General features: G+C 67.0%; 20 protein-coding genes and 1 tRNA gene. 10 read left to right on the top strand and 11 right to left on the bottom strand.

What is annotated here, in order from left to right; genetic code table 11:
* Positions 1-34: 34 nt before the first annotated feature.
* A complete protein-coding gene (locus tag PQV94_RS16075; protein WP_443192695.1) occupies positions 35-757 on the top strand; it encodes a rhomboid family intramembrane serine protease in 723 nt (240 codons plus the stop codon).
* A gap of 74 nt (positions 758-831) precedes the next feature.
* Here the strand turns inward: PQV94_RS16075 and PQV94_RS16070 are convergent, their stop codons facing one another.
* On the bottom strand, positions 832-1,068 hold the full coding sequence (locus tag PQV94_RS16070; RefSeq protein WP_137418491.1) for a cell division protein CrgA: 237 nt from the start codon (positions 1,066-1,068) through the stop codon (positions 832-834).
* A 55-nt stretch (positions 1,069-1,123) separates the two neighbouring features.
* Here PQV94_RS16070 and PQV94_RS16065 point away from each other — a divergent pair, with 55 nt between their 5' ends.
* From PQV94_RS16065 to PQV94_RS16055, 3 genes are read left to right on the top strand one after another with little or no spacing between them, the layout of a single operon-like run.
* Positions 1,124-1,933, top strand: coding sequence for a class E sortase (locus tag PQV94_RS16065; protein WP_274286762.1), 810 nt, complete (start codon positions 1,124-1,126; stop codon positions 1,931-1,933).
* Positions 1,933-2,088, top strand: coding sequence for a hypothetical protein (locus PQV94_RS16060; RefSeq protein WP_274286761.1), 156 nt, complete (start codon positions 1,933-1,935; stop codon positions 2,086-2,088). Before PQV94_RS16065 ends, PQV94_RS16060 begins: the two co-directional genes overlap by 1 nt.
* Entirely contained in the window at positions 2,085-2,744 is a 660-nt protein-coding gene (locus PQV94_RS16055; protein WP_274286760.1) for an anthranilate synthase component II, read from the top strand. The genes PQV94_RS16060 and PQV94_RS16055 overlap by 4 nt, the downstream gene beginning before the upstream one ends.
* Here the strand turns inward: PQV94_RS16055 and pknB are convergent.
* The 7 genes from pknB to PQV94_RS16020 form a co-directional block, all read right to left on the bottom strand.
* Entirely contained in the window at positions 2,729-4,438 is a 1,710-nt protein-coding gene (pknB, locus tag PQV94_RS16050) for a Stk1 family PASTA domain-containing Ser/Thr kinase (protein WP_274286759.1), read from the bottom strand. The genes PQV94_RS16055 and pknB overlap by 16 nt on opposite strands.
* 78 nt (positions 4,439-4,516) lie before the next feature.
* Positions 4,517-6,259 carry a serine/threonine-protein kinase gene (locus PQV94_RS16045; protein WP_274286758.1) on the bottom strand — a complete coding sequence of 581 codons (1,743 nt, stop codon included), beginning with the start codon at positions 6,257-6,259 and terminating at the stop codon, positions 4,517-4,519.
* Positions 6,256-7,716 (bottom strand): peptidoglycan D,D-transpeptidase FtsI family protein, encoded by a 1,461-nt coding sequence (locus PQV94_RS16040; protein ID WP_274286757.1) that lies wholly within the window; start codon positions 7,714-7,716, stop codon positions 6,256-6,258. The genes PQV94_RS16045 and PQV94_RS16040 overlap by 4 nt, the downstream gene beginning before the upstream one ends.
* Positions 7,713-9,095 (bottom strand): FtsW/RodA/SpoVE family cell cycle protein, encoded by a 1,383-nt coding sequence (locus tag PQV94_RS16035; protein ID WP_274286756.1) that lies wholly within the window; start codon positions 9,093-9,095, stop codon positions 7,713-7,715. The genes PQV94_RS16040 and PQV94_RS16035 overlap by 4 nt, the downstream gene beginning before the upstream one ends.
* Positions 9,095-10,327 carry a PP2C family protein-serine/threonine phosphatase gene (locus PQV94_RS16030; protein WP_274286755.1) on the bottom strand — a complete coding sequence of 411 codons (1,233 nt, stop codon included), beginning with the start codon at positions 10,325-10,327 and terminating at the stop codon, positions 9,095-9,097. The genes PQV94_RS16035 and PQV94_RS16030 overlap by 1 nt, the downstream gene beginning before the upstream one ends.
* 9 nt (positions 10,328-10,336) lie before the next feature.
* Positions 10,337-10,858 (bottom strand): FHA domain-containing protein FhaB/FipA, encoded by a 522-nt coding sequence (locus PQV94_RS16025; protein ID WP_274286754.1) that lies wholly within the window; start codon positions 10,856-10,858, stop codon positions 10,337-10,339.
* Positions 10,858-11,604, bottom strand: a complete 747-nt coding sequence (locus PQV94_RS16020) for an FhaA domain-containing protein (protein ID WP_274286753.1) — start codon at positions 11,602-11,604, stop codon at positions 10,858-10,860. The genes PQV94_RS16025 and PQV94_RS16020 overlap by 1 nt, the downstream gene beginning before the upstream one ends.
* 161 nt (positions 11,605-11,765) lie before the next feature.
* Here PQV94_RS16020 and PQV94_RS16015 point away from each other — a divergent pair.
* A tRNA-Leu gene (locus tag PQV94_RS16015) sits at positions 11,766-11,849 on the top strand.
* A 227-nt stretch (positions 11,850-12,076) separates the two neighbouring features.
* Here the strand turns inward: PQV94_RS16015 and PQV94_RS16010 are convergent.
* The gene (locus PQV94_RS16010; RefSeq protein WP_274286752.1) at positions 12,077-13,510 is read right to left on the bottom strand and encodes a hypothetical protein; all 1,434 of its coding nucleotides are present in this window, start codon (positions 13,508-13,510) and stop codon (positions 12,077-12,079) included.
* Here PQV94_RS16010 and PQV94_RS16005 point away from each other — a divergent pair.
* Together PQV94_RS16005 and PQV94_RS16000 are read left to right on the top strand one after the other, a co-directional pair.
* Complete coding sequence (locus PQV94_RS16005; RefSeq protein ID WP_274286751.1) at positions 13,469-14,455, top strand: MFS transporter; 987 nt, start codon at positions 13,469-13,471, stop codon at positions 14,453-14,455. The genes PQV94_RS16010 and PQV94_RS16005 overlap by 42 nt on opposite strands.
* Positions 14,452-15,774 (top strand): ArgE/DapE family deacylase, encoded by a 1,323-nt coding sequence (locus tag PQV94_RS16000; protein ID WP_074695898.1) that lies wholly within the window; start codon positions 14,452-14,454, stop codon positions 15,772-15,774. The genes PQV94_RS16005 and PQV94_RS16000 overlap by 4 nt, the downstream gene beginning before the upstream one ends.
* Before the next feature lie 96 nt (positions 15,775-15,870).
* Here PQV94_RS16000 and PQV94_RS15995 read toward each other — a convergent pair whose 3' ends face one another.
* Positions 15,871-16,446 carry a TetR/AcrR family transcriptional regulator gene (locus PQV94_RS15995; protein WP_256335582.1) on the bottom strand — a complete coding sequence of 192 codons (576 nt, stop codon included), beginning with the start codon at positions 16,444-16,446 and terminating at the stop codon, positions 15,871-15,873.
* A gap of 100 nt (positions 16,447-16,546) precedes the next feature.
* Here PQV94_RS15995 and PQV94_RS15990 point away from each other — a divergent pair, with 100 nt between their 5' ends.
* A complete protein-coding gene (locus PQV94_RS15990; protein WP_274286750.1) occupies positions 16,547-18,259 on the top strand; it encodes an amidase in 1,713 nt (570 codons plus the stop codon).
* Here PQV94_RS15990 and PQV94_RS15985 read toward each other — a convergent pair.
* Positions 18,239-19,168: a LysR family transcriptional regulator gene (locus tag PQV94_RS15985; protein WP_274286749.1), complete on the bottom strand. Its 930-nt coding sequence runs from the start codon at positions 19,166-19,168 to the stop codon at positions 18,239-18,241. The genes PQV94_RS15990 and PQV94_RS15985 overlap by 21 nt on opposite strands.
* 73 nt (positions 19,169-19,241) lie before the next feature.
* Between PQV94_RS15985 and PQV94_RS15980 the strand changes: the two genes are divergently transcribed.
* A complete protein-coding gene (locus tag PQV94_RS15980; RefSeq protein WP_274286748.1) occupies positions 19,242-20,735 on the top strand; it encodes an aminotransferase class I/II-fold pyridoxal phosphate-dependent enzyme in 1,494 nt (497 codons plus the stop codon).
* Positions 20,736-20,772: 37 nt separating this feature from the next.
* Positions 20,773-22,260, top strand: a complete 1,488-nt coding sequence (locus tag PQV94_RS15975) for an amino acid permease (RefSeq protein WP_274286747.1) — start codon at positions 20,773-20,775, stop codon at positions 22,258-22,260.
* Positions 22,261-22,331 lie beyond the last annotated feature (71 nt).

Below are 22,331 nucleotides of genomic sequence, written 5' to 3'. Positions count from 1 at the left end.
GCAGGCACCGGTTGGGGTGATCTGTCCGGAGTGCATGGCCGAGCAGCGACGCTCTGCGACGCCGGCACAGAAGAAGGCGCAACGACGATGGGGTCGGTCGGCTCCCGTGGCCCTGGCTGCGGGCGGCGGCCGGCCGATCGTGACCTACACGATCATCGCCCTCTGCGCCGCAGTGTTCGTCCTCTCGCTCGGACTCCCCCTCACCCAGTGGCTCGGCTTCAGCGCCGGCTACCTCTATCCCCAGTTCACGGGCGAGTTCCAGCCGTGGCGACTGCTCACAGCCAGCCTCGTGCACTCCGGCTTCTGGCACGTCGGCCTGAACATGCTGACCCTGTGGATGATCGGACGCATCCTCGAGCCCGTGCTCGGTAGCGCCCGCTTCCTGACGCTGTACGTGATCAGCGCGCTCGGCGGGTCGGTGCTGGTCGATCTCATCGCGCCGAGCTCGTTCGTCGTGGGCGCGTCGGGTGCGATCTTCGGGCTGTTCGGAGCCCTCATGGTCATCGCGCGCCGACTGGGCAACGACATCACCGGCATCATCATCGTGCTGGCGATCAATCTCGTGATCGGTTTCGTGCCCGGCTTCAACATCTCGTGGCAGGCGCACGTCGGCGGCCTGGTCGCCGGCGCCGTCGTCGGGCTGATCTACGTCGTGACGCGCGAGCGCCGCCGGCGCGCGCTGCAGATCGCGCTGTTGAGCGGATGGACCGTCATCCTCATCGGGTTGCTCGCTCTCGCGCCGGCGATCTGGCGGTGAGCGGGAGAGTTATCCACAGGTTCATCCACACGTGGGGATGAATCACACGGGTGTAATTCTTCGGCGCTGAGCCGTCAGCGCCACCGAGTGGTCATGAGGAAGCCGACGAAGGCGATCCCGAAACCGATGACGAGGTTCCAGGCCTCGATGCCCGGAATCGGGAACTGCATCCCGCTGAGGTAGAACACGAGAACCCACACGAGTCCCACGAGCATGAGACCGATCATGATGGGCTTGAACCACACGGGGTTGGGTGCGGGCTCACCGGCGCCAGCGGGGGTGAGGTCCTCGTCGTTGTCGGAGCGTGCCATGTCCACATTCTAGGGGTCAGGCTTTCGCGTAACCTGCGACGGTTAGACTCCCGGTGTGACCGAGACCCCGCCCGCCGCCACACGGCGTTCGCGCCGGAGCGCCGCGACGCCTGCGCGTCGGCGGATCAGTGCACTCGGGGTCATCGGCGAGGTCTTCATCACGGTCGGCGTCCTAGCCTTTCTCTACGTCGGCTGGCAGCTCTGGATCGGCGATTGGATCCAGGGGCAGCAGAACAACGCCGCAGGTCAGGCGATCGCCGAGCAGTGGGCGCAGAACTACGGTTCCTCGTCGACGCCCTCTCCCTCGACGAGCGAGTCGAGCACCCCCGACGCTTCCGCGCCGCCGGTGAGCACCGCTGAGCCGATCGTCCTGCCGGATGCCGCCAGCGGCGAGGTCTTCGGCATCATGCGCATCCCGCGGTTCGGCCCCGACTACGCCGTGCAGATCGCGGGCGGCGTCGGACGTTCGGAGAGCCTGGACCTCGGCGCGATCGGCCACTACTCCAGCACGCAGATGCCGGGCGCCGTCGGAAACTTCGCCGTCGCCGCCCACCGCGGCAGCCACGGCGCCCCCTTCATGAACCTGCCCGGCCTCCACGTCGGCGACGCCGTCGTGATCCAGACGCAGGACGGCTGGTACACCTACCGCTATCGCAGCATGGAGTACGTCACCCCCGATTCCGTCGACGTTCTGCTGCCCGTCCCGCGTGAAGAGGGCGTCGAGGCGAACGGACGCTACCTGACCATGACGACCTGCAGCCCGCGGTACGGATTCTCGGAGCGACTCATCGCCTACGCGGTGTTCGAATCCTTCACGCCGGGAGCCGAGGGCGAACCGGCATCCCTGAGCGAGGCGGTGTCCTGATGTACGCGGCGTTCTGGCGCATCCTTCCCGGCCCCTGGTGGGTGCGGCTGCTCATCGTGCTCGTCGTCGCGGCGGCCGTTCTCTACGGGCTCTTCTGGTACGTCTTCCCGTGGATCTCGTCGATCGTCGACCCGCAGGAGTCGACCGTCCAGTGACCGCGGCACGCGTGCTGGTCGTCGACAATCACGACAGTTTCGTCCACACGCTCGTGGGGTACCTTCGCGAGCTCGGGGCCGACACGCTGATGCGCGAAGCGGACGAGATCGATCCGGATGCGGCGGCCGCCGCTCTCGCGGGGTTCGACGGGGTCCTCGTCTCTCCAGGCCCTGGCACGCCCGAGGGCGCAGGCTCCTCGCTCGCCGTCGTCGCGGCGGCGGCCGCGGCGGGCACGCCTCTTCTCGGGGTCTGCCTCGGTCACCAGGCTCTGGCGGTTGCTTTCGGCGCGCGCGTGGCGCAGGCTCCCGAACTCATGCACGGGATGACGTCGCCGATCGTTCACGACGGCACCGGCATCCTCCAGGGTCTGCCCTCTCCCTTCTCCGCCGCCCGGTACCACTCGTTGGCGGTGGAGGCGGAGACGATCCCCGATGTGCTGCGCGTCACGGCCCGCACCCCGGAGGGTACGGTGATGGCGCTCGAGCACCGTCACCTGCCGCTCAGCGGAGTGCAGTTCCATCCCGAGAGCGTCCTGACCGAGTACGGCTATCGGCTGCTCGCGACCTGGCTCGCCGGGATCGGCGCAGAAGATGCGCCGTTGCGTGCGCTGACCCTCACGCCCCATCGCGGAGCGAGCGCTCAGCCCGAGCAGTAGGTGAGGGTGATCTCCGAGCGGATCGGCACTTCGCCGGGAGCGAGCGACATCACGCGGACGGTCGGCGTCGTGCCCGTGGCCTTGCAGCCGGGATCGGCGCTCGCCACGACGGTCAGGCCCAATGCCTCGAACTTACGCGTGGCCGCCTCGATCGTGTAGCCGGTCACGTCCTCGATCACGACGCGCCCGCTCGCAACCCGCAGATTGACGGTCGTTCCCACCGGGATCTGGGCACCCGCCGTCACCTCGCCGGCCGCCGTGCTCGCACTGAGGACCTCGCCGGCGGGAGCTTTGGCGTCGTTGACCGGTGTGATGGTACCGACGGCGAGGCCCGCCGTGGTCAGCGCCTGGCGTGCGTCGGTCTCATTGAGGCCCACGATCGTCGGAGCGGCGACGCTCTCCTTGCCGGTCGAGACATAGAGCTTGACCGTCTGACCGACTTGCACCGAATCACCCGCGGCGGGTTCACTGCGCACGACGCTGCCTTCGGGGATCCGATCATCGGCCACGGGCACCCGGTCCGAGAGCAGGTCGTGCTCCTCGAGCACATCCACCGCCTGGTCGTAGGTCATGGTCGTCAGATCCGGCACGATGCGCGCACTGTCCGGCACGGCGTCGCCGGGACGGATGGTGACGACCCAGAAGAGCACCGAGACCAGCAGCACGGCGAGCACCGCGACACCGGACCAGATCCAGGCGACCGGCGGTCCGGCTTGCGTGCGCCGCATGGTCGTATCGGTCGACAGCTGTCGCAGCGATCGCGCTGTCTCTGCGGCCTGACGGGGATTCGCGCCGTACAGCTCGCTCGTGAGTGCGCCGAGCTGGCGCTTGGTGGGGGCCTTGCCGCCCACCGCGTCGGAGAGGGCGGCGCGGAACGAGGCCGCATCCTGGAACCGCTGGAAGGGGTCCTTCGCCAGGGCGCGCATCACGAGAGCATCGAGCCCGCGGGGGATGCTCTCGGTGTGCTCGCTCGGGGGGACCGGTGTCTCGCTGACGTGCTGGTACGCGACGGCGACGGGAGTCTCGCCCCGGAACGGCGGGCGTCCGGTGAGCAGCTCGTAGAGGACGACGCCCGTCGAATAGAGGTCGGCGCGCGCGTCGACCGGTTCGCCCTTGGCCTGCTCGGGAGAGAAATAGGCGGCTGTGCCGATGATGGCCGTCGTCTCGGCCACAGTGGAGGAGGAGTCGGACACGGCTCGCGCGATGCCGAAGTCCATGACCTTCACCTGGCCCGCGGCCGTGACCATCACGTTGCCCGGCTTGATGTCGCGGTGCACGACGCCGGCGCGGTGGGAGTACTCGAGTGCCTCGAGGATGCCGTCGACATAGCGCACCGCGTCCGTTACGGGCACGTCTCCGCCGGAGATGATGTCCTTCAGCAGGTCGCCGTTGACGAGCTCCATGACGATGAACGGCACGGGGTGCGCCACGCCGTCGGCGGTCGTCTCGCTGTCTTCGCCGGCATCGAACACCCGCACGATTGTCGGGTGGGACATGCGGGAGGCGGCCTGTGCCTCCAGTCGGAAACGAGTACGGAAGGCGGCGTCGTCCGCGAGCTCCCGGCGCAGGATCTTGAGTGCAACCTCGCGGTCGAGGGTCAGGTCGTAGCCTCGGAACACACTCGCCATGCCGCCGCGACCGATGAGCTCATCGATGCGGTAGCGACCGGCGAGTACGCGTGGATCATCTGACACGGCGACTCCCTGGGTGCAACAGATGAAAGCCTAACCGACCCGCCCTGGCAGAATCCGGGGCGAGTCGGCGGCTTGCGCTCAGTTCCCGCCCAGGAGGGGGCTGGTGGGTGTCGGTGACGGCGACGAGGACTGCACGTTGGCCTGGGCCTGCGGCGACGTCTCCGAGTTGCGCGTCGTGCCGTCGCCCGAGCCGGAGCAGGTCACGGTGTAGCTGACGATGAGCGCCTGTCCGGTGTTCGTCCCGACCTCGAGCGGGATCGGACGCTGGTTGGGTCCGGCGGCGGCCGTGGACTGACCCGTTGAGGTGAAGATGCCGTTGACCGCGGTGAAGTTGTAGCTCACGACCGACCCGGTACCGGACGGGCACGTGAAGCCTTCCCAGTTGATCTGCACGGTGGAGCCCGCCGTCACCGTCTCCGCCTTCGCGCCGTTGACCTCGATGCGCGGCATCGCGGGAGCTCCGATCGGCGTCTGGTCGGCGTAAACCGTCAGGGTGAGCTGCGAGCCCTCGGGCGCGTTCCCGGTCGGGCTCACGCTGTAGACCAGGCCGACCTGGTCGGGGCTCGGCGCGGAATTGCCGGGCGTGCAGGAGGCCAGCAGCCCTGCTCCCTGCGCGAGTCCCGTTGCCTCTTCACAGCTCTTGCCCACCAGGTCGAGCGCGGCGACATCCACGGTCGTCTTGCTCGGGGTGGGCGTCGACGACGGAGTGGTCGCCGTCGTGCGCGTGCTGGTTCCGGTCGGTCCGGGATCCGCGCTCTGGTTGCCGAAGATCGCCCACAGGGTTCCGCCCAGCACGATCAGGAGCAGCACGATGAGGGCGACGAGCGGCCAGGTCCAGGGGCTGCGCTTGCGCTTGGCGGGCTCGTCCACCGGGGACGCCGCGGTGGAGGCGCTCAGAAGCTGCGTCGCCGCCTGCGTCTCGCCGACCCCGAGCAGCTGGGTGGCATCGTCCGCGCCCACGGCGCCGCCGATGGCGGGCACCGCGACCGTGGCGGCCGTCACGTCGCCGCGGCGCAGCGCGCTGGCAGCGCGGGCGACGGCGGCGGCGGATGCGGGACGCTCCTCGGGCTTCTTGGCGATCATCGCCATGACGAGGTTCTGCACGGGAACCGCCACCGTGGGCGGCAGCGCCGGCGGCTGCTCGTTGATCTGCGCCATCGCGATCGCGACCTGCGACTCGCCCGTGAAGGGACGCTTGCCCGCGAGGCACTCGTACGCGACGATGCCGAGCGAGTAGATGTCGGTCGCGGGGGATGCGGGATGACCCGACGCCTGCTCGGGCGAGAGGTACTGCACCGTGCCCATGACCTGACCGGTCGCCGTCAACGGCACCTGGTCGGCGATGCGCGCGATTCCGAAGTCGGTGATCTTCACGCGCCCGTCGGGCGTGATGAGCAGGTTTCCCGGCTTGATGTCGCGGTGCACGAGGCCGGCGGCGTGTGCGGCCTGCAGCGCGGATGCGGTCTGCGCGACGATGTCGAGCGTCTTGTCCGTGGACAGTGAGCCCTCGCGCTCGAGGATGGTCGACAGCGCCTCGCCGGGAACGAGCTCCATGACCAGGAACGCGGATCCGTTCTCCTCGCCGTAATCGAAGACGCTGGCGATCCCCTCGTGGTTCACGAGTGCGGCATGGCGCGCCTCCGCGCGGAACCGCTCGAGGAACCCGGGGTCCCCCATGTACTCGTCCTTGAGGATCTTGATCGCCACCGTGCGCCCGATGACGTGGTCAGTGGCTTCCCAGACCTCGCCCATACCGCCGATGGCGATGCGCGAATCCAGCTCGTAACGCCCACCGAACGTCGCTCCCTGTGTCGGCCTCATCGTCCCAGCACCGCCTCCATGACCTTCTTTGCAATGGGCGCTGCGATGGAGTTACCGCTGCCCGACTGACCTTGCCCGCCGCCGTTCTCGACGACCACTGCGACCGCGACCTCGGGGTCTTCAGCGGGCGCGAAACCGGTGAACCAGAGCGTGTACGGGTTGGACCCGCCGTTCTCCGCCGTACCCGTCTTACCGCCCACTTCGACTCCGTCTATTCTTGCATTCGACGCCACGCCGTCACTGACATTGGCGACCATCGCGCTCGCCAGCTGGTTCGCGAGATCCTCGTTCAGCGCCCGCCCGAACTCGGTCGGCTCGAACTGCTGCTGCACCGAGAGATCCGGACCGATGACCTGGTCCACCATCTGGGGATTCATGACCATCCCGCCGTTCGCGATGCCGGCCGAGACCATGGCCATCTGCAGCGGCGTCGCGCGGACGTCGCCCTGACCGAACCCGGTGAGCGCGGTCTTGTCGTCACTGAGCGCGGCGGTGGGATACACCGAGGGCGTGGAGTCCACGGGCGTGGCGAACGACTTGTTGAAGCCGTACTTCTCCGCCTCGGCGCGGATCGCGTCGTCGCCGAGCTGGACGGCGAGCTCCGCCATCGGGATGTTGCAGCTCAGGCGCAGGGCGTCGGCGAGGGTCACGGTCTCGCCCGGCCCGCACGCTCCGCCGCCGGCGTTGCTGATGGCGGTGGAGGTTCCGGGAAGCGTGTAGCTGGCGACGTTCGGCAGCGTGGACTGGAGGGTCCAGTTGCCCGAGGCCAGAGCGGCGGAGGCGACGACGAGCTTGAAGGTCGATCCCGGCGGGTTCATCCTGCCCCCGATGGCGCGGTTGGACATCGGCTGCAGCGCGTTGTTGACGAGATCGTTGTACGAGGCCTGCACCGCACCCAGATCGTGCGAGGCGAGCAGGTTGGTGTCGTAGCCGGGCTTGGAGACCATCGCGAGGATGCGGCCGGTCTTCGGCTCGATCGCCACGACGGCGCCCTGCAGGTCGCCCAGCGCGTCGTACGCCGCCTTCTGCACGTTCGCGTCGACCGAGAGGACGACGTTGGATCCCTGCGGGGGCTGCCCGGTGAAGATCTGCTCGACGCGGGAGAAGAACTGGCCGCCGCCGGTGCCCGAGAGCTCCCGGTTCATGGCCTGTTCGATGCCCGTCGCCGATCCCAGCGCCGCATTGATGTATCCGGTCACCGGGGACCACATGTCGGCGTCCGTGTAGCTGCGCTGCCAGCTGTAGACGTCGTTGCTCGGGCTGGAGGACGCGATGGCCGCGCCGCTGGCGATGATCGAGCCGCGCTGGATCTCGTACGAGTCGTACAGCGCGCGCCGGTTCTCGCCGTTTTCGGCCAGAGTCGACGCCTGGAACACCTGGATGACGCTGGTCGAACCGAACAGCACGAGGAACATGGCCAGCATCACGAAGCTGAGCCGGCGGACTTCGCGGGTCATCCGATCACCACCCGGGGCTGATTGCGCACCGCATCCGAGATCCGCAGGATGAGCGCGACGATGATCCAGTTCGCCACGAGGGAGGAGCCGCCCGCGGCGAGGAACGGCGTCGTCAGACCCGTGAGCGGGATGACCCGGGTCACGCCGCCGACCATGATGAACACCTGCAGGGCGATGGTGAACGAGAGTCCCGTCGCGAGCAGCTTGCCGAAGTCGTCTTGGCCCGCGACACCGACGCGCAGTCCACGGCTGGTGAACACCATGTACAGGCAGAGGATCGCGAAGACGCCGATCAGACCGATCTCTTCGCCGAGACTCGGGAAGATGTAGTCGCTCTGCGCCAGCGGGGTGATCGAGGGTCGGCCCTGGCCGAGGCCCGTGCCCAGCAGACCGCCGTGAGCGAGGCCGAAGATCCCCTGCACGAGCTGGTAGCTGCCGCCGGTGCGGTCGATGATGTCGGGGTTGAACGCGTCGAGCCAGTTGGCGAAGCGCCATCCGACGTAGGTCAGGACCTGGGATGCCGCGACGGCGCCGGCGACGGCGAGCCCCACACCCAGCAGCACCCACCCCGTCTTGCCGGTCGCGACGTAGAGCATCGCGACGAACATGCCGAAGATCAGCAGGCCCGTGCCGAGGTCGCGCTGCAGCACGATGATGCCCAGCGAGACGAGCCACACGACGAGGATGGGGCCGAGGTCGCGCGCACGCGGCCAGGTGATGCCGAGGAACTTCTTGCCCACGGACGTCAGGCTCTCTCGCGTGCGCACGAGGTAGCCGGCGAAGAACACCGCCAGGGCGAGCTTCGCGAGCTCTCCCGGCTGGAACGAGAAGAATCCGAGGCTGACCCAGACATCGGCGTTCTGGTTGGTGCCGAGGCCCGGAACGAACGGCAGGAGCAGCAGCGCGACGCCGATGAAGCCGGAGACGTACGTGTAGCGGAAGAGCACGCGGTAGTTGCGCAGGAAGAGCACGACCGCGATGGCCGCGGCGATCGCGATCGCCGCCCACACGATCTGCCGCGTGGAGGCGGCCGACCAGCCCTGGCTGTCGATCTCGATGTCGATGCGATAGATCATCGCGAGGCCGAGTCCGGTCAGCACGGTCGCGATCGGGACCACGAACGGATCGGCGTCGTGCGCGACGAAGCGCAGCACGATGTGCAGGGCGAGAGCGAGCACGCCGAGCCCGCCCGAGTAGTAGAGGAAGCTCGGGTCGATCGCCCCCTTCGCGCCCAGCTGCACCAGCGCGACGGCGGCGCCGTTGATCGCCAGGGCGAACAGGAGCAGCCCGAGCTCGCGGTTGCGCTGCTTCTGCGGCATCCGGATGCGGCGCAGTGCCCGCAGTACGGAGGTGTCGGTCGTGGGGGCTTCGGCGGTCATCACTGCCCCTCTGCCTGTCGGAGTCGGTCGACGATCAATTGGGCGTCCGCGAGGGAGCGGGCCGAGATGGTGGACTCCACGCTCTGCCGGTCGAACGGACTGAGATCGGCCAGAGCGATGTCGGTGTCTTCGTAGACGCTGGACAGGGAGATCGGTCCGATGCCCTGTTGCACGCCCTGGTAGATCACGACGGAGTCGTCGTCCGCCCCGACGTAGTAGCGCGTCTGCGTCCAGCTGTAGCCCGCGAAGGCGGCACCGGCGAGGGCGGCGAGAACGAGCAGCAGCCCGACGAGCCAGCCGATGCGCCGGCGACGGGCGCGGCGGCGGTCCTCCTCGATGAGCTCCTCGAGGAACTCCGGAGCCGGCTCGAAGTGGGTGGGTTCGTTCGCCGCCTGTCGTCCCGGATGCAGCCACGAGGAGCGGCCCGGGCGGGCGGCGGGCACCACGACGCCGGTGGGGTTCGAGGCCGAGCCGACGATGGTGGGTGTTCCCGAGAAGACCGGATGGTGGCCCCCGATGTCGACGATGACGACCGTGACGTTGTCGGGAGCGCCCGCATCCAGCGCCTGCTTCAGCAGCAGATCCGCGGTGCGGGCGGGAGCCTGGCCCGCAGCGAGGGCCTTCTGCGTGTGGGTGTCGTCGACGACGCCCGACAGGCCGTCCGAGCACAGCAGCCACCGGTCACCCGGACGCGTCGGCATGATGAACGTGTCGATCTCGGGATCGGGATCCATGTCGCCGAGCACGCGCATGAGCACCGAGCGCCGGGGGTGGTACCGCGCCTCTTCCGGCGTGATGCGGCCGGAGTCGACGAGGCGCTGGACGAACGTGTGGTCCGTCGTGATCTGCGTCATCGCGCCGTCGCGGAACAGGTAGATGCGGGAGTCGCCGATGTGGGCGATGACCGCGTAGTCGTCGACCATCAGCAGCGCACTGACGGTGGTTCCCATACCAGCGAGGGCCGGACGCACGCGGACCGTGTCGATGATGTCGCCGGCGGTGTCGGTCACTGCCTGCTGCAGGGCGCGCTCGGCATCCACCGTCGATGCGAACGGGCGATCGAGTTGGGCGATGCGGGCGATCGCGAGGCTCGAGGCCACGTCACCGCCGGCGTGACCGCCCATGCCGTCCGCCACCACGAACAGGTTGGAACCGGCGTACCCGGAGTCCTGATTGTTCGAGCGCACCTTTCCGGTGTGCGAGAGTGCGGCGCTGGAGCCCTGGAAGACCATCTCGACGGATCAGCCCTGGAGCTCGAAGGTCGTCGCGCCGACCTTGATCGGGGCGCCGACCAGCACCGGGACGGGGCTCGCGACGCGCTCGCCGTCATGCCAGGTGCCGTTTGTGGAGTCGAGATCCTGGATCATCCACTGGTCGCCCCAGAGCATGAGACGCGCGTGGTGGCTGGAGGTGTAGTCGTCGCGGATGACGAGACCTGATTCGCTCGAGCGACCGATCGTGAGCGGCTCCGTGCCCAGCGGAAGCTCGAGGCCCGCCTTCGGCCCGCTCGTGATGACGATGCGCGAGACCGCATCCGTCGTCGCCTTCTGTCCCTTGGACGACTTGCGCGGCGACGCCTTCGGGGCGACCGGCGCGGTGGCTGCCGCGGCGGGTGCCGGAGCCGCAGCAGCAGCCTGTTCGGGCATCTTGCGCACGCGTACGCCGAAGAGGTCGGCGCGCAGCGAGTACACGACGGCGAAGACGAAGAACCACAGCAGCAGCAGGAAGCCGATCTGCAGCAGTAGAAGCGGAAGCTCGTTCATCAGGCCTTCCCCCAGCGGTCGATGTCGTCGAGCGAGAAGGCGCGTGTCGCGTCGTCGTCGACGGGCGCCGCACGACCCCCGGTCGCCTGGGCGACGATGCGGAAGACGATGTCGGTGCGTCCGATGGACACGGTCGCGTCGGGAGGCAACGGAGCCTCGTCGATCTTCCGACCGTTGAGCTTCGTGCCGTTGGTCGAGCCGAGGTCGCGCACCATCGCCCGCTCGCCGTCCCAGAGGATCTCGACGTGCTTGCGGCTCGTGCCCGAGTCGGCGATCGTGATGTCGGCGTCGCTGCCGCGGCCGATCACGGTGCGGGATGCGGTGAGAGGATGCCGCTTGCCCGCGATGTCGAGCACGGCGCTCCAGGCGACCCGGCCCGCGGCGGTCGAGGACTCGACGCGCACCTGACCGGTCGACAGATTCGCGCTGCTCGACAGCGAGATCGAGAGGGGTCCGGCGAACGTGTAGCCCTGTGCGCGGGCGTGCTTGTTCACGAGCGCGTCGAGCTCGTCGGTCAGCGAGGCGCCGAGCGCCCGCATCCGCTCGTAGTCCGCCGGAGCCAGCTGCACCGTGAGGGTGTTGGGCGCCAGGATGCGCTCGCGCGAGACGACGGCGGCCTTCGTGTCGAGCTCGCTGCGCAGGGCGGAGGCGATGTCGACCGGCTGGACGCCGCTGCGGAAGGTCTTGGCGAACGCGCCGTTCACGGCGCGCTCGAGACCTCTCTCGAAGCTGTCAAGTAGTCCCACGCGACTCCTCAGGCGGCTGGACGGGTGGCACCATCGTAGTTGTACGGGCTGAACAGGCCATGCAGGACTTCCGCAGGAGGGCTGCGTCGCCGACTTCTTGGGTGGTCATCGGGCGTGATACGATCGGCAGGTTGAGTTCGCGCATCTGTGATGGGCGACTCGCGCGAGTGGCGGAATAGGCAGACGCGCTGGCTTCAGGTGCCAGTGCCCGAAAGGGCGTGGGGGTTCAACTCCCCCCTCGCGCACAGATAGGGCCTGTTTGGAAAAACATGCCCAAAGTGTTCGGAAATACAACGACGGAGCCGGTTGGTGCTGAGAAGCACCAACCGGCTCCGTCGTCTGTGCCCTGAAACCGGCGGTGACGTCGTCGGCGATGCTCGTGGTGGCGCGTTGTCCCCTCAAACGGCAACACGAGTAGCCCGATTGCTCGGGCTACTCGTGTGCGTGTGTTCAGTTCTGGGGAGGTCGGCGCCTACAGGTCGCGGTGTGGGAGCCGGTTACCGAGTTCGTCGGTTCGGCGGCGGGCGCGCTGAAGGGTCCTGGCGTCCAGGACCTTCATCGCCTGTGCCTGGATGAAGCTGACGATGCGGCGCATGTTCGCGACGGCGAAGGCGATGGCGGCGTTGAAGGCCTGGAAGGCGTACCCGCGGGGACGGTGCTTGTCCGGGTTGCCGAGGTCGGTCTCTGCGTCGGCCTTGACGTACTGGTTGTTGGACTCGACGTGACTCCGCATGCCGTACCACTCGCGCCACTCGGGGGTCTTGTACGCGAAACGGTTGAGGTGGCGGATGATGCGCATCGACACAGCGTCGTCCGGGGACAGTAGGAAGGTGGTCGGTGTCTTCGGGGTGCGGGTGAGACGGTTGCCGGTGGCGGGGTCGAAGCACATCACCTTCCGCAGGTCGGGGTAGAAGAAGTACTGTCGGCCGTCGGCGTCTGGGCGTCCCTTGTCTTTCAGTTCGTATTGGGCTCGGCTGGCGAGACGCTTGTCGTGCACCTCCCGAGTGATCAGTCCGGCCTTGAAGTCGGCGCGGACGGTCTGCAGGTGCTCGGGCATCCACTTTACGTACAGGCGGCCGTCGACGAGGATGACGTCGTCGACGCCGCCCTGGCGACCGGTCTGCTTCAGTTTGTAGTCGTACACGTGGCGGAAGCCCATCTGGCGGGTCGGCTTCTGGAAGCGGTGTGCCTTGGAGCCGTTGTAGAGGCGGTCGACGAGTATGAGGCCCCGCTCGTCGAACTTGTTGGCGTGGAACTCCATCGCGATGCGCGGCCCGTGCTTGGTTCGTCCGGGGTGGTGGAGCGCGAGCGCCGTGGTGAGGATGGGGAAGCTCTGCGGCTGCTTGGGGGAGTTGGGGACGGTGACCACGGTCTCCATCTCCCAGCCGGCCTTGTCGGTCTTCGCCCCTTGGCCGTCGTGGTTCCCGCCGCGGCGGTAGGCGCCGGCCATGGCGTCGAGATTGCGGCGGGGTAGGTCCACGCTGGAGGCGTTGGGGTTGGTGCGCCCGGCGATTTCGATGAGGGTGGCGTCGAGAGCGACGTTGCCGGCGTACGTGTCGCGGATCTCCTGTGGGAGCCGTCCGAGGGGTGCCTGGACGAGCAGGTTCATCAGGTAGTCGCTGCGGTCGCGTTTCTTCTGTGAGTAGCTGTCGAGCGCCACCTGGTACGCCTCGGCGGTGGCGTGCGACTTGCGGTTGACTTCCCACGGATAGGTGAGCTCAAAGATGCGGTTGACTGCCCGCCAGTACCGTCCGTACCAGGTACGGGAATTGCCGGTGAGGCCGGCGATGCCGAGGTACTCGCGGGTCTCGGGGGTGAGCTGGGCGTAGAGGGTCCGGGCGATGGCCTTGTAGCGGCTGTCGGGGTGGCAGCCCCGATCATGCTCGCGGTTCTTCGCCTCGTGCAAGGACTCGCCGTCGGCGGGGAGTGGGGTGGCGCGGTCACCATCGCCGTGGAACACGCCCCCATCGAAAAGCGGGGCCGGTACGCCGCCCTCGTCCAGATCGGCTCACCGGTGGGGACGCTGCTGTCCTCGAGCGCGTTCGCGCTGGTGCTGATGCTCCCTCCCGAGACGTTCGACGCGTGGGGCTGGCGTATCCCGTTCCTCGCCGCGTTCCCGCTGCTCGCCGTGGCGCTCTACATCCGTATGAAGGTCGAGGAGTCTCCGGTCTTCACCCAGCTGGTTCAGCAGGACGAGCGAGTCAAAGTCCCGGCGCTGCAGGTGTTCACCAAGGCATGGGGGCGACTGCTCGTGGCCATCGCCGCCGCACTGCTCGGTGTCGGAGGGTTCTACATGATGACGACCTTCGTCGTCAGCTACGGCTCCAACACCTTGGGACTGGACCGCGGGCTCATGGTCAACGCGACCCTCATCGCCGCCGTCGCGCAGATCCCGATGACGATCTACGCCGGCCGCCTCGCCGAACGCTTCGGACCGGGACGCATGACCCTCGTCGGCTCCCTCCTCACCGCCATCGCAGCATTCCCGCTGTTCTGGCTCATCGACACCCACAACCCCATCGGCGTCATCGCGGCCGTCACGCTCGGCATCCTCCTGATCACCCTCGCCTACGCCGTCACCGGCGCACTCCTGACCGACCTGTTCCCCCCGCACCTGCGGTACAGCGGTGTCGCTCTCGGCTACAACCTCGCCGGCGCGATCAGCGGATTCCTCCCGCTCATCGCTACCGCCTTCCTCGCGGCCAGCGGCAACCAGTCATGGTCTGCAGCATTGCTGCTCATCGCCGTCGCGCTGATCACCGCCCTCGGCGGCCTTATCGGAGAGCGACTGCGCATCCGTGACGCCGTCGTCACCTCCGACCCCACCACCCCCGAAAGGTCAGTTGCATGACACTCGACACCACCCCTCGAAGCACTCTCGACGCAGCCACCCGGGACCGCATCCTGGGAGCCGTGAATGCAGGTTTCGACGCCCAGCTCGCCTTCACTCAGGAGCTCGTGCGTCATCCCTCCCTCCGCACTCAGGAAGCAAGCGCTCAAGACCTCATGTACTCCGCGATGCAGGATCGCGGCCTGGAGATGGACCGATGGGAGCTCAGCCCGGAGGAGATCGCCTCGCACCCGGGCGCCGGAATCATCGACGTGTCCTACGACGACGTCGACAACGTCGTGGGCACCTACCGACCGACCACCGAGACCGGACGCTCGCTGATCCTCAACGGACACATCGACGTGGTCCCGACCGGCCCCGACAGCGAATGGGCCACCTCGCCGTGGGACTCGCGAATCGAGGGTGACTGGCTCTACGGCCGCGGCAGCGGCGACATGAAGGCCGGGCTCGTCGCCAACCTCTTCGCCTTCGACGCGCTCCGTCGAGCCGGACTCAGCCCCGCCGGCCGGATCCACTTCCAATCCGTCGTCGAGGAGGAATGTACGGGGAACGGCTCTCTCGCTGCGCTGCAGCGGGGCTACACCGCGGACGCCGTGGTCATCCCCGAGCCGGAAGAGGACATGCTGGTCCGAGCGAACGTCGGGGTCATCTGGTTCAAGGTGCGCGTCTCCGGCAACCCCACCCACCCGCGGGAGATGTCCGCCGGGTTCAACGCCATCGACGCCGCACACCACGTCGTCACCCGCCTGCGCGAACTCGAGGAGCGGTGGAACGCAGACAAGGCATCCCACCGCTACTTCGAGGACCTCGAACATCCGATCAACTTGAACCTCGGCATGATCTCCGGTGGCGACTGGGCATCCAGCGTCCCCGCCTGGTGCGAGGTCGACCTCCGCATCGCCTTGTACCCCAGGATCACAGCCGAGGATGCCTGGGCGGAGATCACCGAACACCTCGCCACTGTGACCAACGACGAGCACGGCCATTCCATCGAAGCCACGGCCACCCGCAACGGGTTCTTCGCTCAGGGGTACGTCCTCCCCGAAGGCACGGAGGCTGAGCAGGTGCTCCGAGACGCGCATCAGCGCGTCTTCGGCGAAGAGCTCCGCACATTCACGACCCCGGGATACCTGGACGGACGTGTGTTCACCCAGTACGCCGGGACGCCGTCCCTCGTGTACGGGCCTATCTCAGACGCGATCCACGGCTACGACGAACGAGTCAGCATCGAATCGGTCCGCAGGATCACCGGTTCGATTGCGCTGTTCATAGCTGAGTGGTGTGGCGTGATCGAAAACGGGTCGGCCGCGAAGCACTGACCGCCATCACCCGCGGTGGACGGTGCACCACAAGTTCACCGTTCACCGCGGGGGGCCCTCGGGTCCTTCGCCCGCGCAGTGCGCGTCTGTGCCGCGCTAGCGCTCGCCCAACGCACCCGGTGTCAGCTGTAGCAGCGGCTCGACGGATCGCGCCATCAGCGCTCGACGGTCACGCGGAGTGTGCCACCTGATGAGCGAGTGCGCGTTCAAGCCGTCGATCATCCCGACCATCTGCGCCGCCACGGCGCGGGTGTTGTCCGACGTGAACTCTCCCGCCTTAACGCCGTCCTCGATCAGTTCGGCGACGAAACCCTCCCACGCATCCATCTGCGTGCGGACCGAACCTGCGAGGGCCTCGTTCCGTCCCCCTATCCCCCACGACTGCACCCACACCAAGGCCATGGCGTCCCGCCCACCGGCCAGGAGCGTGGACAAGAGGACGCGAACCCGGTCGGTGGGGCACGCCTCCTTTGCGACAAGGGCCCGCACCTCGTCCAGCTCGCGCGTGACGATCATGTCGAACGTCCGAGCCACCAGCTCCTCCATGTTGCGTTCGTAGTGCACCACGAGACTCGCTGTGACGCCCATCTCGGCCGCGACTGAGCGAGCGGTCACCGCGAGGAGGCCGTCCGTCAGGGCGATTCGTTGAGCGGCGTCCTGGATCTCCAACATGCGGTCCGCAGACGAGCGGTGAACTCGGGTTGACGAGGAATTGGGCATTCAGTACCTTCTCGTTTTGAACAGCTGTTCAAAACGACTCTAAGGGGCTCTTGTGTTCGATGTTGTGGAAGCGTCCATTGCCGATCTTCGTGCCGGACTCAGCTCTGGGCAAGCCACCGCGGTTGGCCTCGTCGACGCGTACCTTGCGCGCCTGGACGCATACGACGCGGCAGGAACTGAGACCGCGCTGGCCTCCGTCGTGGTCCGCAACCCCGCCGCTCGTGATGAGGCGCAGGAATCCGACGACCGGCGGGCACGCGGGGAGTCCCGCGGCCCCCTCGACGGCATCCCCTACACCGCGAAGGACAGCTACCTCGTCCGGGGACTGACAGCCGCGGCCGGTAGCCCAGCCTTCGCCAAACTCGTCGCGCAGCACGACGCCTTCATCATCGAGCGGCTGCGCGGTGCGGGCGCCATCTGCATCGGGCTGACCAACATGCCCCCTATGGCGAACGGTGGCATGCAGCGCGGCCTTTACGGGCGCGCCGAAAGCCCCTACAACGCAGACTTCCTCACCGCACCGTTCGCATCAGGGTCGTCGAATGGCTCCGGGACCTCAACAGCAGCCAGCTTCGCCGCGTTCGGGCTGGGCTCGGAAACCTGGTCGAGCGGGCGCGGTCCCGCTTCCAACAACGGCCTCTGTGCGTACACCCCCACCCGCGGACTGATCTCCTGCCGAGGTTTGTGGCCGTTGGTGCCAACCCAGGACGTTCCCGTGCCGCACACTCGCACGATGGAGGACCTTCTCGAAGTCCTCGACGTGATCGTCGCAGACGACGAGGTTGTGGACGCCGACTTCTGGCGGGCGCAGCCTTGGGTGGAGCTTCCTCGGACATCCGCCATCCGCCCCACGTCCTACCCGGCGTTGTCCGCTGCCGCGAACCCGCGCGAGGTCCTCGCCGGTCGCCGGTTCGGCATCCCCCGCATGTTCATCAACGCAGACCCCGCCGCGGGCACCGGCCCCACCCCCGGCATCGGTGGACCCACCGGACAACCGATCCGGACACGCCCGTCGATCATCGCTCTGTGGGAACAGACGCGCCGCGCTCTCGAGGAGGCCGGAGCAACTGTCGTCGAAGTCGACTTCCCGGCTGTGTCGAACTACGAAGGGGATCGCGTCGGGGCGTCAACCATCGCCATCCGTGGCCTCGTATCACCGGAGTACCTGCGCCAGGAGATCCTCGACCTTTGCGCATGGGCGTGGGAGCAGTTTCTCCGCGACAACGCAGACCCGTGGTTGGACTCGCTGGCAGCCATCGACGGGGCCACCATCTTCCCCCAGCCGGAAGGCGCTCTCCCAGACCGCTACACGGGCTTCGATGACGACATCGCTGAATACCCCGCCTGGGTCCGAGACAATCCGAATGCGCGCTTGGAGAACCTCACCGCCATGCCTGCGGGACTGAACGGTTTGGACGAGACCCGTCGTCTCGATCTCGACGAATGGATGGCTCACCATGACCTGGACGCCGTCGTCATGCCGACCGTTGCAGACGTAGCCCCCGCTGACATGGATGTGAACCCGCAATCGGCCGACGCGGGGTGGCGCAATGGGGTGTGGGTAGCCAACGGCAACCTCGCCATTCGCCACCTTGGCATCCCGACGGTGACCGTTCCGATGGGCATCGCGGAGGACATCGGAATGCCCGTGGGGCTGACCATCGCGGGGAGGGCCTATGACGACGTCGCCCTCCTCACCTTCGGATCAGCGTTTGAGGCGCTCGGCCCGCGCCGCATCGAACCCTCACGCACGCCTCGACTCTGATGGGGTGGCCGGGCGGAACATCGCCACGCGGTCGAGGAGGATGCGGTGGAGGAGATCGACCGCCGGCGGTGGTGTCTCCGTACCGTGAATGAATGACGTGCGCCTCCGACCGAAGTCTGCCACCGTCGGACGGAGGCGCACGTCAAAGCGCGAGTCAAACGCTGTTGCCGTCGTGAGCGTCACCCCGAGACCTTCGGCAACGAGCCCATGGATCATGTTCAGATCGTCGGTGCGCATCAGCAGGCGCGGATCGAAACCGGCCGCGTGACACACGCGCCTAAGGATTCGATTCGATGCCTCGCCATCGTTTCGCGCGCAGATCCAATCCGCGTCCGCCAGTTCCCCCACCTCAAGCGGCGCAGCGTCAGCGAAGGAGCTGCCTCCTCCGACAAGCACCTGGTAGGGCTCCTCGAAGAGGAGCGTCGCCGTGATGTCGCTGGAGACGAAAGCCGGGTCTTCGGCGACGTCATAGATGATCCCCGCGTGCAGTTCGCCCGCGCTCAGCATCCCGACTACGTCCGTGGGCTCAGCCTCGACGACTTCGACTCGCACTGCAGCACTATCGCGAAGCTCGCGGATGGCGGAAGGAAGCAGACGCGATCCGATGGACGCGAAAGCGCCAATCCTCAGCGTCGCCAGCCCGGCATCTCGCTCGGCGACGATCATCCGCTCCGCCTGTTCAATCCTCCGGAGAATCTGCTCCGCTTCGGACACAAGCGAAAGCCCCAGGGGTGTCAGTCGAGCCCCACGCCGGTTTCTCTCCACCAGGGGTGCACGTACCTGGTTTTCGAGTGCCGAGAGATGGTGAGCGATGGTCGGCACTCCATAGCCCATCGACTGAGCTGCCGCACTGAGAGAACCCCCGTCTCTGATGGCGACCAAAACCCGGAGCTGCTGTGGGTAGAGCACGTCATACAGGGTATGACGCTGATGCAGTGGATGTGGTATTCCATCGTCATCTCAAGCTCAATACCTTCAACCCATGCCCCAGCCGCTTGAAGACGCTTTCGATCACGCTCGGGCGCCATACGTGGATGCGCTCCGGACACTCGTGGCAAACGACTGGCAGCGGTTCCATGTCCCCGCGCACCAGGGTCACGAGCCAAACGCTCCCGGTGTCGCCGCGCTTGTCGGTGCGCAGGCGCTGACTCTGGACTTTCCCATGAGTATCGTCGGGATAGACCAACGGACGTGGCGCTCGGCCGCTACGGGCAGCCCCACCCCTCTAAGCGCCGCTCAGGTGCTTGCCGCAGATGCCTGGGGGGCGACGCGAACGTGGTTCCTCACCAACGGCGCGTCGGGCGGCAATCATGTCGCCACGATGGTTGCCCGTGCCCTCGGTCGACAGGCCATCGTGCAACGAAGCGTTCACTCGAGTGTGATCGACGGCATCGCTCACGTCGGTCTGACGCCCCACTTCCTACAACCCGCGGTTGACGACGGTCTCAACGCGGCCCTCGGCGTCACGCCCGCCCAGGTCGCACAGGCGCTTGCCGAGCACCCGGACGCCGCGTCCGTGTTCATCGTGAGCCCGAGCTACTTCGGTACGGCGGCTGACATCCGCGGGATTGCGGATGTCGCGCACCGTCACGGCGTGCCCCTGATCGTGGATGAAGCATGGGGAGCGCACTTCGGGGTGCACGTGGACCTCCCTGTCAATGCTGCTCGGCTGGGTGCAGACCTCGTTGTCTCCAGCACGCACAAGGGAGCTGGAGCACTCACGCAAGCGGCCATGCTGCACCTCGGACACGGCGAACAGTCCCGCAGCCTCGAAGATCTTGTCGACCGCGTGGTGCGGTCGTTCCAATCGACTAGCTCGAGCGCGCTACTGCTGGCGTCCCTGGATGAGACTCGGCGACACCTCATGACCGCCGGTCAGAGCTCGATCTCGGCGGCCATCGCCTCGGCCAACACGATACGTGCGGGAATCGGCGAGTCCGGTCGATACACCGACGCCACCCCGCAGCTTTCGAAGCACGATGCCAGCGCCGCGACCGATCCGTTGAAAGTGGTCATCGACATGCGCGCGGCCGGAATCACCGGCAACGAGGCCCAGCACGTCCTCATTCGCGACCACCGGATCTATGCGGAGCTCGCCACACCGACCTCCTTGTTACTTCTTATCGGAGCGACCTCGCCGGCCGACCCGGAGCGCCTCCTCACGGCGCTCGAAGCACTGCCCACCCTGCACTCGAAAGCCGTGCGCGGATTGCGACTACCCGCCCCCGCTCCCCGCGCACTCGGCGTCCAGGAAGCGTTCCTCAGTCGTACCGAGATTGTCTCAGCCGACGATGCCATTGGTCGCGTCTCCGCCGACTCTCTTGCGGCTTACCCACCTGGCGTACCGAACTCCCTACCCGGCGAAATCCTCACGAAGGACGTAGTCGAGTACCTGCGAGCGATGGCTGCAGCGCCCAGCGGTTTCGTCCGCGGCGCCGTCGACCCCCGCCTCGACACCTTCCGCGTCGTCGCCTGACGACGCCATCGCACACATCCGCAAAGGAGCACAGATTGTGTCGACTGAAGAACGTTCTGTAACGACTCAAAGTCCCGAGCTCACGAGAGGGCTCAAGAACCGCCATCTCCAGCTCATCGCCATCGGCGGAGCTATCGGAACGGGACTTTTCATGGGATCCGGGAAGATGATCAGCGTCACTGGCCCAGCCGTCATCTTCGTGTACATGGTGATCGGCTTGATGGTGTTCCTCATCATGCGAGCGTTGGGCGAACTCCTACTTTCCAACCTGCACTACAAGACCTTCGGGGACATCGCGAAAGACCTCATCGGCCCGTGGGCCGGTTTCTTCGTCTCCTGGACCTACTGGCTCGGGTGGGTGGTGGCGTGCGTCGCGGACATCATCGCCATCACCAGCTACGTGTCCTTCTTCAACGCCTCAATCCCTCCGTGGATCCCTGCGCTCATCGCCGCGGTGGCCCTGACCCTACTAAATCTGCAACCGGTGAAGTTCTTCGGAGAAACGGAGTTCTGGTTCGCCCTCATCAAGGTCGTCGCCATCCTCGCCCTGATCGGCGCCCGGGTGGTTCTGATCGCAACAGGTTTCACCAACCCCGACAGTGGGACTCGGGCGACTTTCGCCAATCTGTGGGACCACGGTGGCATGTTCCCGTTCGGCGCCAGCGGCTTCATCCTCGGATTCCAGATGGGCATTTTCGCTTTCATCGGTGTCGAACTCGTGGGCACAGTCGCCGCCGAGACGGAGAATCCACGAAAGACCCTGCCGAAGGCCATCAACTCCATCGTTGCCCGCATCCTGGTGTTCTACGTCGGCTCCCTCGTCATCATCATGTCCATCACCCCTTGGGACCAGCTCGCACCTGACAAGAGCCCGTTTGTCACCACGCTCGCCTACGCCGGTTTCGGAATTGCCGCCGCCGCCATCAACCTGGTCGTACTGACCTCCGCGGCTTCCAGTGCGAACTCCGGGATCTACTCAGGATCCCGGATGCTCTACAACCTCGCGCTGGACGGTCACGCTCACAGGAAACTCACGTTCCTCACTCCCCAGGGCGTCCCCCGCAAGTCGGTGTTTCTCACCTGCGTCTTCCTGTTCACCGCTATACCTCTTCTGTACGCGGGGGACGGGGTCGTCACGGCCTTCACCTTCGTTTCCTCCGTGTGCGCCACCCTGATCTTGTTCACATGGGGCACCATCGTCGTCAGCTACATCCGTTACCGACGTCGCTATCCGGAGCGTCATGCCCAGTCCGGCTTCAAGCTCCCCTTGGGACGCGTCGCACCGTGGGTCGTGCTGGCGTTCTTCGCCTTCATCATCGGCGCGCTGCTCTATGGTGAGGACACCCGCGCAGCAGTCATTGCGGCGCCGGTATGGTTTGGCCTTCTTGCCGTCGCGTGGGTTGCGAGGAAGCGCCGCCTCGCACGGGAAGGACGCCCGATCACCCGAAGCATCCCGGTGACCGTCCACCCCCTGGACGATGAGCGATCACCGGCGCGCTCTGTGCCGCCGAGCGACATCAGATAAAAGCTGTCCTCGCTATGCAGGGCGGGCACGCCTGAGTCTGACGATGCGGCGTCCACAATCAGTGGCCGCCG

This window comes from Microbacterium sp. Clip185, assembly GCF_028743715.1.
In the GTDB taxonomy this organism is placed as follows: Bacteria; Actinomycetota; Actinomycetes; order Actinomycetales; family Microbacteriaceae; genus Microbacterium.
Note: the sequence above shows the minus strand (reverse complement) of the source record. Positions and strands in the feature narration are given on the sequence as shown.